Below are 15,210 nucleotides of genomic sequence, written 5' to 3'. Positions count from 1 at the left end.
ATGCGATCTAAGATAGATAAAATATTGCCAGAGATAGGCAAGTTTAGTGCAGGACCTGCTGCTATGATAGAAAGAACTTACTTAAGCGAGCCAGGTAGCTTATTTGGAAAACTATGGAAGGAAATAAAGCTTCGCACTATTTATGGCGGCTTGTTTTTGCCAGCCGCCGCTATTGATATGTTTACTTCCTTAGGAATAGGTATCCGCTACAGTATAGGTGTATTTACTCGATCAGATGAAGTACAAGATGATCGTATAGTTAAACTTAAAAAGTACGCTACTCTTTTTAGTAAAAATGTCTTAGCACTGTTAGCCTCACCAGTTGGCTTATTTAAACCAAAACTTGTCCAACTTCACTTTAATTCAGATAATCCAACTCAAGGTTTAGTATCAGGTGGAAAATTACACCAGGATTTAAATACCAAGATTGAATATCCTAAAAATGTTGATAATGTTATAGACATTATAAAAGATGCAGCAAAGAATGGACATAAAATAATGCCTATAGGTTCAGGAAGGAGCCAAGGTAAGCAATATTTTCCAGAAGGTGCGAAGGGTGAGCAAAGTATCGCTATTGATATGCGTTATTTAAATACCGTAGAAATTAATGCAAAGGAACAAACAGCCACAATAGGGGCAGGGGCACATTGGGAGGATGTACAAAATTATGCAGACAAATTAGGACTCGCTCTTGAAGTTCAGCAAGCATCTAATGTATTTTCAGCAGGCGGCTCTGTTGGCACCAATATTCATGGTTGGAACCACCGTACGGGCGTACTGTCTAATACCATACTATCCATGGATATCATTAACGCTCAGGGTGAAAAACAAACAATTACTCCAAAAGAACCCTTATTTCACTTTATTACTGGTGGCTTAGGCCTGTTTGGTATTGTTACGAGTATAACCCTTCAGCTAACCAATAACAAATTATTAAAAGAAGTAGGCACAGAAGTTAAGCTCAGTGATTATGTGAATCATTTTCGTAGAAACGTCGAACCAAATGAAAATATACATATGCATTTATATCGTCTGTCACTTGATCCAAAAGATTTACTTGGCACAGGAGTCGCAGTTGATTATGTCCAAGTAGATAATTCAAAGCAGGTAAAAACAGAAAACTTAATTCAAGAAGGAACATATGGTTCACGTATCAACCGTATTTTGGTAAATATGGCTAACCAATTTGCCTGGATGAGAGACAAATATTGGCAAAGAGAATATGGCCGCTTATTAAGAAATGATTCACCGCCAATGACAGTAAATCAAATTATGCAGCCACCAATTAATGCCATGTTTAACAATGCTGTTAGTGAAGCGGAATGGTTACAAGAATATTTTATTCCAGAAGAAAATTTGCGAGACTTTTTGTATGCACTTAGTCGACTGCTGACTAGCAATCAAGTAGCGTTAATTAACGCTTCAGTACGTTTTGTAAAACAACACAACGCATCTCCGATGTCCTATGCGCATGATGGTGATCGTTTTGCCATAGTGTTATGTTTTAACCAACCACTACAGCATTCACAAGTTGTCAAAGCTAAAAAGTGGTTACGCGAAGCACAAAATTTAGCTGTTGAACATGGCGGTACTTATTACTTGCCCTATCAACATATATCAAATCCAAAAGACTTTAATCGTGCCTATCCAAGAGCTGCTGAGGCTATGCGCATGAAGCATGAAGTAGATCCGAATGAGCTATTTGTCAGTGGATTTTATCAAAAATATCTTGCACCTATTTATAATAACCTTTTTGCACATAAATCAACTAGGCCTAATTATTTTAATGAACTCATGAAAACCAAAGAAATGAAGGAGCGTTTTAGCGGTTTTCTTAGCGTAGTACTAAAACGTGTCGAGGCTAAAGAGTTGTATAACTTGTTAGAAGACGTTATGAGGTATAATGATTCTCATGCAGAAATATACCAGGAATTATGCCGTCGTCTTCCTGAAATCTCTGCAAATGCACTGGCAGATTTTCGCCATATATTAACTTCATTATCTGAAATAAAAAATGATTTAACTGAACAAGCAGTCGTTTTGCTGGATGGTACTAAAGAAATAAATGGTCTAGTTGAAATTGGTTATCCAGGTAGATTTGTTGATGGATTTAAAAAGCATTTCAAAGTAACAGGTAATATAGTTGCAGTTTACGAAAATCCACAATTGTCTGATTATGTTCAGACTGGATTCCCTAGACCTTATCATAAATTTGCTAAGTTAGATTACAGTGATCCAAATTTACATAAGCTACCTGACAACAGTGCCGATGTCATTACATGCTATATTGGCTTACATCACTTTCCTGAGAATAAAGTAAAATTTTTCTTGCAAGAGGTTAGACGAGTCTTAAGAGCAGAAGGACATTTTCTGCTAGTCGATCATGATGTTCGCAATCAATCTGATATGGTAATGGCACATGGAGCACATATGATTTTCAACGCTGTCATAGGGGCTAGTCTGCAAGATGAGTTGCATGAAACCAGGTTATTTCGTTCGATGGAGCACTGGAAATCATTATGCAAAGAAGCAGGTCTGAATTACGATGTCTCTGGTGCTGACGTGGAGATGATCCGTGCAGGTGATCCTAGTCGTAATCGTATGGTTTGCTTTATCAAGCCTAAGTTGGAACTAGTAAACAAAGAACGTGCAACACTAGCTCAACAAGTGTCCTCTACCTCTCCTATTTTAACTCAAAAGAAAGAGGAACCATTACAAAGCTGGAGATGTTCATCTAATATGCCTATCTCATTATCACAAGATACCCTATTTAGCCAAAATGAAAATACTAGTGCTTTTGAAATAGGGAAGAAAGAAGAAAAAGAGGAAACAACGCAACTAAGCGCTATCCTCTAGCTCTTATTTGAGCCTTAAGTAAAGTTTATATCCATCTTAAATAAGACAAGATGGATATAAACAAAAAAGATAATAATAGTTAACTTATAAACTAAGCAGCAGTCATAAGTAATTTATTAACTCGACTAACAAAATCAGCCGGATTATCTAATTGCCCACCCTCTGCGAGAACCGCCTGTTCAAACAGCATGATAACCCATTCAGCAAAACGAGAATCATCTTCGATATCATGTAATCGCTTAATTAAGTCATGTTGTGGATTAATTTCAAAGATTGGCTTAACACCGGGTACTTGTTGACCAGCAGCTTGTAAAATGCGCTGCATTTCCAGGCCCATATCTTGTTCATCTGCCACAATACAAGCAGGCGAGTCAGTAAGTCTATTGGTTAAAGTCACCTCTTTAACTTTATCACCTAGTATTTCTTTCATATGTTTAAGCATAGGTTCTAAAGATTTTTCCTGCTCTTTAACATCTGGCTCATCTTTTTCTGGCTCTAAATCAATTTTACCTTTACTAATAGATTGTAATTTTTTGCCTTCAAATTCACTTAAGTAACCTACTAACCATTCATCGATTCGATCACTTAATAACAGCACCTCAATACCTTTTTTCTTAAAAATTTCTAAGTGAGGGCTATATTTAGCAGCATTGTAGCTAGAGGCTGTAATATAATAAATCTTATCTTGTTTCTCTTTCATACGAGAAACATAATCCATTAAAGAAATATTTTGTTGCTCAGAATCATTATGGGTCGTAGCAAAACGAAGTAATCTAGCTACCGCTTCACGATTAGCAAAATCTTCTACGGGCCCTTCCTTTAAAACTAAACCAAATTCCTTCCAGAAACGTTGATACATTTCCGTATCGCTTGTGCTCATCTTTTCAAGCATAGATAAAACACGTTTAGTTGAAGCAGCTTTAATTGATTCAACTTGTTTATTATCTTGGAGAATTTCGCGAGAAACATTTAAAGGTAAATCACTAGCATCAATAATCCCTTTTATAAATCGTAAATAACGCGGTAAGAATTGAGTAGCATCATCTAAAATAAAAACACGCTTAACATAAAGTTTCAAACCATGTTTTACATCTTGCTGCCATAGATCAAATGGGGCATGTGCTGGAACATACAATAAGCTTATATAATCTTGCTTACCTTCAACGTGATTATGTGCCCAGGTTAAGGGATCTTGATAATCATGTGAAATATGCTTATATAAAGCTTTATAATCTTCATCACTTATTTCAGATTTAGGCATAGTCCAAAGAGCAGTGGCTTTATTGACTGTTTCATATTCAACTTTACTATCGTCTTTATCTTTTTCTTCATCCTTAGCCTTCTTCATTACAATTGGCCAGCATAGATGGTCTGAATATTTACTAATAATACCGCGCAGTCGCCAGTCACTTAAAAACTCATCTTCTTCTTTCTTTAAATGAAGAATAACCTCTGTACCACGTTCGGCACGTTTTTCTTGATCGATAGTAAACTCACCCTCACCATTAGATTGCCAAACAATTCCTTCTTCAGACGCTAAACCAGCACGGCGACTTTTGACTGTTACTTTATCAGCCACGATAAATGCTGAATAAAAACCGACGCCAAACTGCCCTATTAAATGAGAATCTTTACTCATCTCACCGGTTAAATGATTTAAAAATTCTTTAGTACCTGATTTAGCGATAGTTCCTAAATTTTCAACCGCTTCATCCCAGCTCATACCTATCCCATTATCTTTAATGGTAATAGTTTTTAACTTCTCATTAAAATCAATAGTAATCTTAAGATCTGAATCGTTTTCATATAAAGATGAATTTGCAAGCGCTAAAAAGCGAAGTTTATCAAGCGCATCTGACGCATTTGATATTAACTCACGCAGAAAAATTTCTTTATTACTATAGAGCGAGTGCACAACCAAATGAAGCATCTGTTTGACTTCAGTTTGGAATCCCATTGTTTGTTTCTTGCCCGACATTTAAAATCTCCCCTAAAGCATTACATAATGCATGTAGTAAAATAAAAACTGTTTTTCAATATGAGGACGGTCTATAAAAATTTCAAGGGGTATTTGCTGGACGTGTATTTGGCACCATACCAACTCTTGGCCTTTGCATATAAAAAGTTACAGGATCACTTGTACTTAATACATCACCGTTAGCGCCGATAATCTGCACAGCAAGTGTATGAGCACCACGATTTACATTATTTAAAATAAAACTTTTCCCTACTTGCGGTTTTCCTAAAGGTCGATTATCAAACATGAGCTGCAACATTACCCCTTGTTGAAGCTCAGGCTCAACCTCAATAACAACAGACACATATCCCTGATTATTACGAATAGTTGAATCACTTTTAGGTTGAGAAATAGTCACTGTATAATCAGGCTGAGTAACAGAATTTTTATTGACTGGATTCCCTGTGACTGGAGGTGTTGGATTTGTTGGCGCGTTAGAAGGTGGATTACTACTCTGAGTAGGTGGCAAAACAACTTTTTCTGCTCCTGGATGAGGCTCGTCACTAAAATGAACAACACCTTGACTATCTGTCCATTTATATATTTCAGCCTGTAATGGACTAACCAAAAAGAAAAAGAAAATAGAAATAATAACTTTTATCATAAGTATAATCCCTTAATGATAGCCAGCAAAGTTTTCTGTAACTCAGTGATAAGCCCCCTACTTACTAAGGGTAAAATTTGGCATATATTACATAACCCTAGTATTTCACCAAGATATTGGCCTATCTTCTGATCGATTACTTCTGAATCTATTTAATAAATTAACTTTTAAAGATCAGTTTCAGAACATTGAAACTGATCTTTAGTTAGTTATGGATAATATGGCTGTCTATTTTATAAACTATAATAAAGTTCAAATTCAAAAGGATGCACTAGGCTTCTTACTTGAGCTATTTCAGCTTCTCTCAAAGCAATATAACTCTCTATAAAATCTTTAGTAAAAACATCACCTTGTAGTAAAAACTCTTGGTCTTGTCGTAAGTATTCAACAGCCTGCTCTAATGAAGAACAAACGGTGGGTACATCAGTTAATTCTTCAGGCGGTAAATCGTAAAGATCCTTATCCATAGGCTCACCTGGATGAATTTTCTTTTGAATACCATCAAGCCCTGCCATCATCATCGCAGCAAAAGCCAAATAAGGGTTAGCTGTTGGATCTGGAAAACGTACTTCAATACGGCGTCCTTTAGGATTTCCAACATGTGGTATTCGTATAGCAGCAGAACGGTTTCGAGCAGAGTAAGCTAATAAAACTGGTGCTTCAAAACCTGGCACTAGGCGCTTGTAACTATTAGTAGCAGGATTGGTAAATGCATTTAATGCGCGAGCATGCTTGATAATACCACCAATATAGTATAGCGCGGTTTCTGATAAACCAGCATATTTGTCACCATTAAATATGTTAACGCCATCTTTTATAAGTGATTGGTGACAATGCATACCATTTCCATTATCCCCTACTAACGGTTTAGGCATAAAAGTAGCTGTCTTACCATAGTTATGAGCTACATTATGCACAACATATTTTAAAAGCTGCATTTCATCAGCTTTTCTAACTAATGTGCCAAATTTAGTTGCTATTTCCCCTTGATTTGCTGTAGCTACTTCATGGTGATGTGCTTCAACGACAATGCCCAGGCTTTCTAACGTAAGACATATATCAGAACGAATATCTTGTGAAGAATCGACTGGCGGAACAGGAAAATAACCACCTTTGATAGGAGGGCGGTGTCCAATATTACCACCATCAAAACTTTTACCAGAATTCCATTGAGCTTCTGAGGAGTCTATTTCATAAAAAGAGCTATTAATCGTTGTCTTCCAACGAACATCATCAAATATGAAAAATTCAGGCTCAGGTCCAAATAAGGCTGCATCAGCAATGCCAGTTGAGTTTAAATAGGCTTCTGCACGCTTAGCAAGCGAGCGAGGATCACGATCATAGCCCAGCATAGTTTGCGGATCAACGACATTACAGCGAATAATTAAGGTATTATCCTGATAAAAAGGATCCACTAATATATTTTCGCAATCTGGAACTAATGCTAAATCCGATTGATGAATTTTCTGCCAACCCTTAATTGACGAACCATCAATCATTTTACCGTTTTCAATAAAATCCTCATCTACAGCAGAGATAGGCAGCGTAATATGCTGCTCTTTACCTCGGGTATCCGTAAAACGCAAATCAACAAATTTAGCACCATGTTCTTTAATTGCTGCCTGAACTGCATTGTTACTCATTCATTATCTCCAAGGTTAAACTATCGGCCTCCGTCAATACTGGCTGAATTAAACTCAATGTTAGAATGTCTTTATACAAAACTATAATCTTTTTAAGCCTAAAAATTGAACAAAAGATAGGTTTCTCCATTACCTCACAGCTCAGTAACAATAGAAGCCTAATAAATAGTTTACCTTAAGTGACTTCTGAAACCTAATAGATTACACTGTTAAAATAGATATTCTTTAAAAAAAATATGGGTGCTTATCATTATCAAGCGTTAACATCTGCGGGAAATACAAATAAAGGTGTTATTGAAGCTGATTCCGAGCGTCAAGCTAGGCAACTACTACGCGATCAGGGTTTAATTCCCACCCAAGTTCGTGCTTTAACCAAGCAAACAACGACACCGCGTAGGCGTGACAAGATTTCTGCCCAAGATCTGTCGCTGTTAACAAGACAATTAGCGACGCTTTTAGCAGCAGGTATTCCTGTAGAAGAATCTTTGCGCGGGGTAAGTGAACAAACTGAAAAAGAACGAGTTAGAGGATTACTTATAGGTATCCGTGCTAAAGTACTTGAAGGTTATTCGCTTGCTCAAGCCATGGGTGAATTTCCTAACTCCTTCCCTGAATTATATAGAGCGACGGTCAGCGCAGGCGAACAAACCGGCCGTCTGGATTTAGTTTTAGAAAAACTTGCTGATTATACTGAAACTCAACAAACTACCCGGCAAAAAATTCAACATGCCCTTATTTATCCTTCTCTAATGATTTTTGTGTCTATAACTATTATAAGTTTTTTATTAGCTTTTGTAGTGCCAAAAATTATTGAAGTATTTACTAGCAGCGGTCAATCATTGCCTGCAATGACTAAAGTACTCATTATTCTTAGTGACTTTATTAAAGCCTATGGTCTATATGTGTTAATCACTTTTATTTTAATATTGATAGTATTTCGTAGAAGTTTAAAAAATTTAGCAATAAAAACCGTCTGGCATCGAATTTTATTAAAACTTCCCATAGGGTCTTATTTAGTAAGATCAACAAATGTCGCGCGCTATATCCATACCTTTGGTATACTGTTTTCTGCTGGGGTCAATGTATTAGAAACGATGCGTGTTTCAGCAAGTGTTGTTAACAATGTTGTTATGCGCAATGCCTTTGATGTCGCGACAACTCGCGTGCGTGAAGGTACCGGAATCAGTGTAGCTTTAAAAGAAACGCATTTTTTAAGTCCTATGGCGATTCATTTAATTGCTAGTGGCGAAAAAAGTGGACAATTAGCAGAAATGATGGAACGCGCAGCGTCTCATTTAGATAATGAAGTTAAACGATTAATTGATACAGCGCTTACGCTTTTAGAACCAATGGTTATTATGCTTATGGGCGCTGTAGTACTTTTTATTGTATTAGCCACCTTATTACCTATTTTTTCAATGGAGCAATTAGTCACTTAGGCAAATATTAAGGTAATGGTAGTATTATTTAGTAATTTATTCGTAGGAGAAAGTATGAGGTTACAGAAAGGTTTCTCATTAATTGAAATCATGGTAGTGGTTGTGATATTAGGTATTTTAGCTTCTATCGTTGTACCTAAAATTATTAGCCGTCCAGACGAAGCGCGAGCCGTTAAAGCTAAACAAGATGTTTTAGCTATTCAAAATGCCCTTGATCTTTATAAATTAGATAACGGCTTTTATCCAACAACTGATCAAGGGTTAATAGCTTTAGTAGAAAAACCTTCCAGTAATCCAGCACCGCGTGATTGGAAACAGTATTTGAAATCGGTACCAAAAGATCCTTGGGGACGTGAGTATTTGTATTTAAATCCTGGTGAACATGGGGAAGTGGATGTATTTACTTTAGGAGCAAATGGACAACCTGGTGGTACTGGTAAAGATGCAGAAATTGGTAACTGGGACGCAAAATGAGCGTGGTTTTACCCTCATTGAAATATTAGTTGTCATTTTAATTATTGGCATTATTGCAAGTGTTGCCTTGTTTGCGTTCGGCGATTTTGGTACGAATAGAAGAATTAAATTAACCGCAGAACAATTTAGCGCCTACTTAAAGCTTGTACAACAACGGGCTATATTAGAAATGGTAACACTTGGCGTAACAGTCAATAATGAAGGCTATGAAACTTATCGCTACAGCGATAAGAATTGGCAACCCATGCCTAAAAATAGCCTTATTTTCCACCGCTTTTTTCCAAAAGATACAGTTATTACCTTACATAATCAATTAAAGACTAATAAAGGTCCTACTATTATAGTGACGCCCTCTGGTAGTATGACTGAATTTAAACTTATATTTGGAACGCCTACCGAGCCAAATATAATAACTCTAATAGGTAAACATAACGGCGTTTTAACTTTAGATAACCAAAAAGTAAATGAAAAACCTATACGCTAATCCATCTTATCAAAATGGTTTTACCTTAATAGAAGTGCTACTAGCTTTAGCTATAATTGCTATTGCACTGACTGCTTTATTAAAAGTAACTGCTCAAAATGTTGCTAATACAGCACGTATTAAAGATAAGACGGTAAGTCATTGGATCGCCCTGCAAGGGGTAAACATGTTACAGCTTAAATTATTAAATCCCACTTTAAATGAGGAAATAACTCAAGTCACTACTATGCTAGGTCAACGTTGGTATTGGCGAGTTAAAATAACTAAAACTCCCTTAAAGGCTGTTCAAGAAATTAATATTAAAGTAAGTAAAAATCAAGCTGGCCCTTTTAGTGAGGCTTTAACTGCTTATCGGTATTTTTATGAACAAGAATAACCCTATAGTGCTTACAGCAAAGCTACCAAATAACTTTAAATTAAGAGATAAAATTAATTGCAACAGCTCTAGCATTTACATACATGAAAGATTAATCAGCCCAACAAAATTGCAAAAAAAATTAACTGGTGGATTTACCTTACTTGAAATATTAATTGCTATTGCGGTATTTGCCATATTGGCCACTTTAACTTCTTCTGCCTTATATTATGCATTCAATACACGTGCCCGCGTTACCGAGCAAGCTGATCGGTTTACAAATTTACAGCTGGCTATCAGTTTATTAGAAAGAGACAGCCTGCAGATAATCAATAGGCCAGTGCGCGGTAACGAAATGCACTTGTTTCCCGCCTTTATTGGCCAGGCCAGCTATTCAGAATTTACACGTGGAGGTCATGCCAACCCCAATAGTACAGAAAAAAGAAGTACTTTATTACGTGTAGGTTTACTATGTAAAGAAAATCAATTAATAAGGAGAACTTGGCCAAGCTTAGATCCAGCAAATAAAGATAAATATGAAGATAGGGTTTTATTAGATAACTTAAATAAATGTCAGTTCGCTTATTTGAATAAAAGCCTGCAAATTTTACCTAGCTGGAACGTAGGTACTGGTGAACTTGAGCAAGTCGAGCCGTTGCCTAAAGCTATTCAGCTGACTTTAATACTTAACCAGCGTGATAAGTTAAGTTTACTTTTACCTATTCCTAAGGCGCAATATGCAGGTTAAGGTCGTTACTAATATTTCTGTTAATATTTATGGCAAAGGCAGCGCTTTAATTTCCGCCTTATTTATTATGACTTTAGTAGCAATTGCTGCTACTGCCATGAGTATTCGTCTACAACTTGATATTTATCGTACCCAACTAACCATTACCAGCGATAAATTATATCTTGCTTCGCAAGCTATTGCTTTTTGGGCTATGGGGGATCTTGCCAATGTGAAAAATCAATATACTATTGCCGATAAACAAGGCAAAGTGAAAGATTTTCCTAAACAGTACTCTTCTATTTATCCTAATGTTGCCATCAGTGGCTCTTTATATGACTTACAGGCTTTCTTTAACTTAAATAATTTAAGCGACAAAAACTACTATCCCGTTTTTTTAAAATTTTTAAGTAATGTTTTAGCTAAAACACCACCTCAAGATCAAGAGCGATTAGCAGTGGCAATATTTCAATGGCTAACACCTTATACGCCTGGGCGTGGAAATGATGAATTTATTACTTACTATCTAAAACAAAAGCCACCCTATTATCCTAGTAAACAATTATTTCAAAGTGTATCAGAGCTACGTTTGGTTCGTGGTGTTACAGGGGAAATATACCAGCAGCTTAGTCCTTTTATTACCACGTTACCAACTGTCACTCCTATCAACATTAATACAGCGCCCCGTAAGGTATTAATGGCGCTTGGTAATAAATTTAGTGATGAGCAAATAGCTGACATTATGAATGCTCGTGGAAAAACAGGTATTTTGAATGAACAAAAATTAAATCAATTACTAAAAAAATTAAATCTACGTAAAGAGTTGGTTACCATTGAAAGCGAATACTTTTTGAGTATTGCTTATGTCAAATTAAATGATTTAAGTTTAATCAATTATACTATTTTAAAGCGAACTAAAGACAGAGAAGGAAAATTATCTGTTAATCTTATTTCTGAAAGTCTAAATACCTTATAAATTATTATAATTAAATAACGACTTTTAAGCTTATCTTATTCATAACCTAAAGCATTTACTTAGCGGAAAGATAAAAATAAATTATAAACTATCTAACAGAGCTTCCTTATTCTTAATTTATTTATTAACTATTTTCAAATAATTCCAATAAAGCTTATCAGGAAGTATTATCGTTTATCTATCAGTTAGTAATGCCAAAGTCAAACAGGAAAATTTCATCACCTACTTTTTTCGAATCAAGGTGCTAGTGAAGAATCAACTTTTAATATTCATCAAGAAATTTCTGACATGCTTTCTCTAGATTCTCAAGATACTCCTTTTCAAAATACTTCTATACCTCAGCAATAAGCTTTTCTATAACGCTTAAATACTCATATTAATACGACTTTACAGCCGCAAGTAATCTTATTACTCGTTAACCCCGTAGTTTTTAATTACTCATCTACATCATTCTCAGCCACCGCCCCTTTCTTTTTTAATTCTTGAAAAATTTGTTCGCCTCGCTGCTTTTCCTGTGGAGTTAGTTTTGGTTCAAGCCGCGCTAGTTCATCAACAGCACCATCATTCTTATTATCTACAGCTAGCTTAAACCAAGCATAAGCTTGAGCATTATCTTTAGTAACACCTAAACCTGCTAGGTATAAATAGCCAAGTTTTCCTTGTGCCACCGGATCGCCTTGTGCGGCTGATTTTCCAAACCAATAGGCAGCTTGCTGATAATCCTTCTCAACACCTGAACCACTTAAATACAATTGACCTAACTCTGCTTGTGCTTCTGCGTGTCCTCTTTCAGCAGCAGCCTGATACCAATAAGCAGCTTTTTTTGCATCAGTAGGTGTGCCTAGTCCATGTAAATATTGGTAGGCTAAATAAGCTTGTGCATTGCGATGACCTTGATTAGCTGCTTTTGAAAACCAATAAGAAGCTGCTTTCTGATCTGGAGCAATCCCAAATTTGCCGGTATATAACAGACCTAAGCTGTATTCACCTTTAGGATCCCCTTGTTCAGCCGCTTTATTATACCAATACAGCGCTTTCTCTATATCCTTATCAGTGCCTACGCCAGTCATGTATTGATACCCAAGATTAACTTGGGCCTTAGAATAGCCTTTTTCAGCTGCTTTTTTAAACCATACAAATGCTTGCTGATCACTGGCTTGCACCCCATCGCCCGTAGCATACATAAGCCCGATATTACGCTGAGCAATGGAGTTACCTTGTTCTGCAGCTTTCATATACCATTTAAAGGCTTCTTTAAAGTCTCGTTGTATGCCTTTACCATTATCATACATATAACCTAAGCTCAGTTGAGCTAATGCATTATTTTTTTCAGCCCCTTTTCGATACCACTCAACAGCCTTAGCGTCATCTTGATTAACGCCATAGCCATATTGATACATTCTACCTAGAAGATACATAGCATCGTCATTGCCTTGTTTAGCCGACTCCATTAAATGAGGATAAGCTGTATTGTAATCTTCATTTTCAAAGGCCGTAAAACCGATGATCTCGTCTGCTAAGGCTACGTTTGCAAACAAACACGCAGCAATAATAAATGAACGCATGCACGCTCCTTAGGATACGCTCTTATCTTAAAGCGTAGGATATTCACAGTACAAATCAAATTTTGAACAATGTGATCTATAGCCATTTGATTTTAGGACTATGAATTTTAAGATTTTTTGGGCTAATTTAATTAATTAATGATAATGATTCTTAAAATAAAATTTTTATGTAATAAAAATTTAAAGCGCAAAGTAATAAGATTTAAAACTTCTTAATGCTTATCCTTATTACATCATTAATAATGAGAAAAAATAGTAATTTCAAGGACTATTAGGTATGTTAGACACAACTAAACCTTCATCAGCTGTAGACTCTGCCTTAGCTGTTGCACTATTGACTTTTTGATAACTTTTTTTAAAGTCAGAACTTTTATGAGCCAGTTCAGCATTTTTTTTCATTATAATATCTTGAACTTGTTCTATTACTAAATCTGAACTTTTTATACCCAAAATTTTTTGCAACTGCTCATCTCCTTCCACGTGTTTAATTAACCATTTCGCAGAATGAGTATCAATTGAATATTTATTCCCCAAAGGGCAAAACCTGCGCTCAGCACAAACGAGACAAAGCTCGTCCCAACTTTTTTTCGCCCCAATTTCATCACCTCTTTCTGCATAAGAATATAAAATTCTAAGCTTATTATTAATTTGGGCTTCTTTATGACTAGCACTTTTTGATAACAAAAAATTACTACTGACTTTTTTCATCTGTAAAATTTCTTCATTCTTGTTAAGAAAATTTGCTTGTTCAAACAAAAAATTATTTTCTTCAGGATTGATTCCTTTGGCTTTAAGCGCCTCATCACTCGCGTAGTAACGATATTTATTAGGATGAGCCACTAGTAATTGTACTTGTACCTGGGTAGAAGCAAATTTAGTTAACGAAATATCATTTTCAATCAATTTTTTTTGTAAAGTAGGATTTGCATATTTTAATAACTCCTTATTCTTCTTTATATATTTTTGTTGCTTTTCTAAATTAAGTTCTTTAAAAAACTCCTCTAAGAGTGGTGCTCTTATAGAGTGAATAATTTGATTTTTTAGCTGAGTTGAAGAATAAGATACGGAGGCTTCAAGAGAAATAATATAGCTAAATTTTTTTATTTTTTTTATATCTAATAGGGGTTTTATCAATGATTTAATTAATAGCTTATTGTTCTTAACAATTTCTGAAATAGCCGCTATTCCTTCTTTTCGTTCCACTTTAATCAGTGCTTTAAAATAATTATAAAGGTAAGCATCTTTATAAAGGTAATTATCTTTATCCTCTAATAAATATTTAAATGCTTGAATTCTATCCTTACCTCGCATTTCTTTATAAGCCGATTTAGTCTGCTCATAAGCTGTTGAAAAATCTGTGCCCGGATTACGTTGCATATAATCTGACGCTAATTGAAAATGCCAAGCAATATTAGAATTAGCTATAGTACAGTTTCCTACCTTTTGATTTTTTTTTGTTAATAGATTAGTAAACTCAGCATTCTCTCTACTTTTATTATTAACAAGGAAAGTCGACATTTGATCGCGCATACTAAAAATCGAATTAGCTGCGATTCGCATGTTATTAGCAAAATTATTAGCTTCATCTCCGTTGTTCAAAGAAAATACGATTACATTAGGTGGCTTTGTTTCATCCATTGTTTCATGAGGTTCCCCTCGATTTACGTAGATAAAATGAGTTTGAGTTCCGTCATTAATTGCATGAAACGAATAAGCATGTCCTTCCCAATAAGTATAAAACCCTACATATTTACCCGGTGCATTCGGTAAGCTTAGTTTTTTTCCTTGATCAGGTAAGTATTGAAAATCTAAATCAGACGCGCCTGCAGATTTTAGTAAATTATATCTTCGTTCTACACTATCAAAAGCGTCAGTGTTCACCATTCCTTCATTAGATATGATGCTGTTAAAAGGATTCGCTGGCAAACCCAAAATATGGGTCATTTCTTTATGAGACTTAACCATAAAATAATTAGACTACCCGTATAGGAAATAACATATTTATAAATAAATTAATTAATTTAGTTATAATTTTAATCAATTTAGTCAATTTTAATTAATATTGACTGG

At 35.4% G+C, this 15,210-nt stretch carries 12 protein-coding genes; 7 read left to right on the top strand and 5 right to left on the bottom strand.

What is annotated here, in order from left to right:
* Complete coding sequence (locus tag DYH30_RS06825) at positions 1–2,856, top strand: FAD-binding protein (protein WP_115330932.1); 2,856 nt, start codon at positions 1–3, stop codon at positions 2,854–2,856.
* 91 nt (positions 2,857–2,947) lie between these two features.
* Here DYH30_RS06825 and htpG read toward each other — a convergent pair whose 3' ends face one another.
* The 3 genes from htpG to glnA form a co-directional block, all read right to left on the bottom strand.
* Complete coding sequence (htpG, locus tag DYH30_RS06820) at positions 2,948–4,834, bottom strand: molecular chaperone HtpG (protein WP_115330931.1); 1,887 nt, start codon at positions 4,832–4,834, stop codon at positions 2,948–2,950.
* 82 nt (positions 4,835–4,916) lie between these two features.
* Positions 4,917–5,477 (bottom strand): DUF4124 domain-containing protein, encoded by a 561-nt coding sequence (locus DYH30_RS06815; RefSeq protein WP_115330930.1) that lies wholly within the window; start codon positions 5,475–5,477, stop codon positions 4,917–4,919.
* Between the two features lie 233 nt (positions 5,478–5,710).
* Positions 5,711–7,120 (bottom strand): type I glutamate--ammonia ligase, encoded by a 1,410-nt coding sequence (gene glnA, locus DYH30_RS06810; RefSeq protein WP_115330929.1) that lies wholly within the window; start codon positions 7,118–7,120, stop codon positions 5,711–5,713.
* Between the two features lie 236 nt (positions 7,121–7,356).
* On the opposite strand from glnA, the gene lspF reads away from it, so the two are divergent.
* From lspF to gspK, 6 genes are read left to right on the top strand one after another with little or no spacing between them, the layout of a single operon-like run.
* Positions 7,357–8,559 (top strand): GspF family T2SS innner membrane protein variant LspF, encoded by a 1,203-nt coding sequence (gene lspF / locus DYH30_RS06805; protein WP_115330928.1) that lies wholly within the window; start codon positions 7,357–7,359, stop codon positions 8,557–8,559.
* Positions 8,560–8,613: 54 nt separating this feature from the next.
* Positions 8,614–9,033: a GspG family T2SS major pseudopilin variant LspG gene (gene lspG / locus DYH30_RS06800; protein WP_115330927.1), complete on the top strand. Its 420-nt coding sequence runs from the start codon at positions 8,614–8,616 to the stop codon at positions 9,031–9,033.
* Positions 8,975–9,517, top strand: a complete 543-nt coding sequence (gspH, locus tag DYH30_RS06795) for a type II secretion system minor pseudopilin GspH (RefSeq protein ID WP_115330926.1) — start codon at positions 8,975–8,977, stop codon at positions 9,515–9,517. Before lspG ends, gspH begins: the two co-directional genes overlap by 59 nt.
* A complete protein-coding gene (gene gspI / locus DYH30_RS06790; protein ID WP_115330925.1) occupies positions 9,498–9,893 on the top strand; it encodes a type II secretion system minor pseudopilin GspI in 396 nt (131 codons plus the stop codon). Before gspH ends, gspI begins: the two co-directional genes overlap by 20 nt.
* On the top strand, positions 9,880–10,620 hold the full coding sequence (gspJ, locus tag DYH30_RS06785) for a type II secretion system minor pseudopilin GspJ (RefSeq protein WP_115330924.1): 741 nt from the start codon (positions 9,880–9,882) through the stop codon (positions 10,618–10,620). Before gspI ends, gspJ begins: the two co-directional genes overlap by 14 nt.
* Entirely contained in the window at positions 10,610–11,575 is a 966-nt protein-coding gene (gspK, locus tag DYH30_RS06780; RefSeq protein ID WP_115330923.1) for a type II secretion system minor pseudopilin GspK, read from the top strand. Before gspJ ends, gspK begins: the two co-directional genes overlap by 11 nt.
* Before the next feature lie 434 nt (positions 11,576–12,009).
* Here the strand turns inward: gspK and DYH30_RS06775 are convergent, their stop codons facing one another.
* Positions 12,010–13,140, bottom strand: coding sequence for a tetratricopeptide repeat protein (locus DYH30_RS06775; protein ID WP_115330922.1), 1,131 nt, complete (start codon positions 13,138–13,140; stop codon positions 12,010–12,012).
* Between the two features lie 261 nt (positions 13,141–13,401).
* Positions 13,402–15,105: a hypothetical protein gene (locus DYH30_RS06770; protein WP_131740593.1), complete on the bottom strand. Its 1,704-nt coding sequence runs from the start codon at positions 15,103–15,105 to the stop codon at positions 13,402–13,404.
* Between the last annotated feature and the right edge of the window lie 105 nt (positions 15,106–15,210).

Origin of the sequence: Legionella busanensis (assembly GCF_900461525.1) — a bacterium.
Taxonomy (GTDB): domain Bacteria; phylum Pseudomonadota; class Gammaproteobacteria; order Legionellales; family Legionellaceae; genus Legionella_C; species Legionella_C busanensis.
This window is presented reverse-complemented; position numbering and strand designations above follow the sequence as displayed.

Bases quoted from the DNA above. Each gene is read 5' to 3' on its own strand.
- gspH (WP_115330926.1), top strand. From the start codon at position 8,975: ATGGACAACCTGGTGGTACTGGTAAAGATGCAGAAATTGGTAACTGGG.
- DYH30_RS06825 (WP_115330932.1), top strand. From the start codon at position 1: ATGCGATCTAAGATAGATAAAATATTGCCAGAGATAGGCAAGTTTAGT.
- DYH30_RS06815 (WP_115330930.1), bottom strand. From the start codon at position 5,477: ATGATAAAAGTTATTATTTCTATTTTCTTTTTCTTTTTGGTTAGTCCA.
- gspK (WP_115330923.1), top strand. From the start codon at position 10,610: ATGCAGGTTAAGGTCGTTACTAATATTTCTGTTAATATTTATGGCAAA.
- htpG (WP_115330931.1), bottom strand. From the start codon at position 4,834: ATGTCGGGCAAGAAACAAACAATGGGATTCCAAACTGAAGTCAAACAG.
- lspF (WP_115330928.1), top strand. From the start codon at position 7,357: ATGGGTGCTTATCATTATCAAGCGTTAACATCTGCGGGAAATACAAAT.
- gspI (WP_115330925.1), top strand. From the start codon at position 9,498: ATGAAAAACCTATACGCTAATCCATCTTATCAAAATGGTTTTACCTTA.
- DYH30_RS06770 (WP_131740593.1), bottom strand. From the start codon at position 15,105: ATGGTTAAGTCTCATAAAGAAATGACCCATATTTTGGGTTTGCCAGCG.
- gspJ (WP_115330924.1), top strand. From the start codon at position 9,880: ATGAACAAGAATAACCCTATAGTGCTTACAGCAAAGCTACCAAATAAC.
- DYH30_RS06775 (WP_115330922.1), bottom strand. From the start codon at position 13,140: ATGCGTTCATTTATTATTGCTGCGTGTTTGTTTGCAAACGTAGCCTTA.
- lspG (WP_115330927.1), top strand. From the start codon at position 8,614: ATGAGGTTACAGAAAGGTTTCTCATTAATTGAAATCATGGTAGTGGTT.
- glnA (WP_115330929.1), bottom strand. From the start codon at position 7,120: ATGAGTAACAATGCAGTTCAGGCAGCAATTAAAGAACATGGTGCTAAA.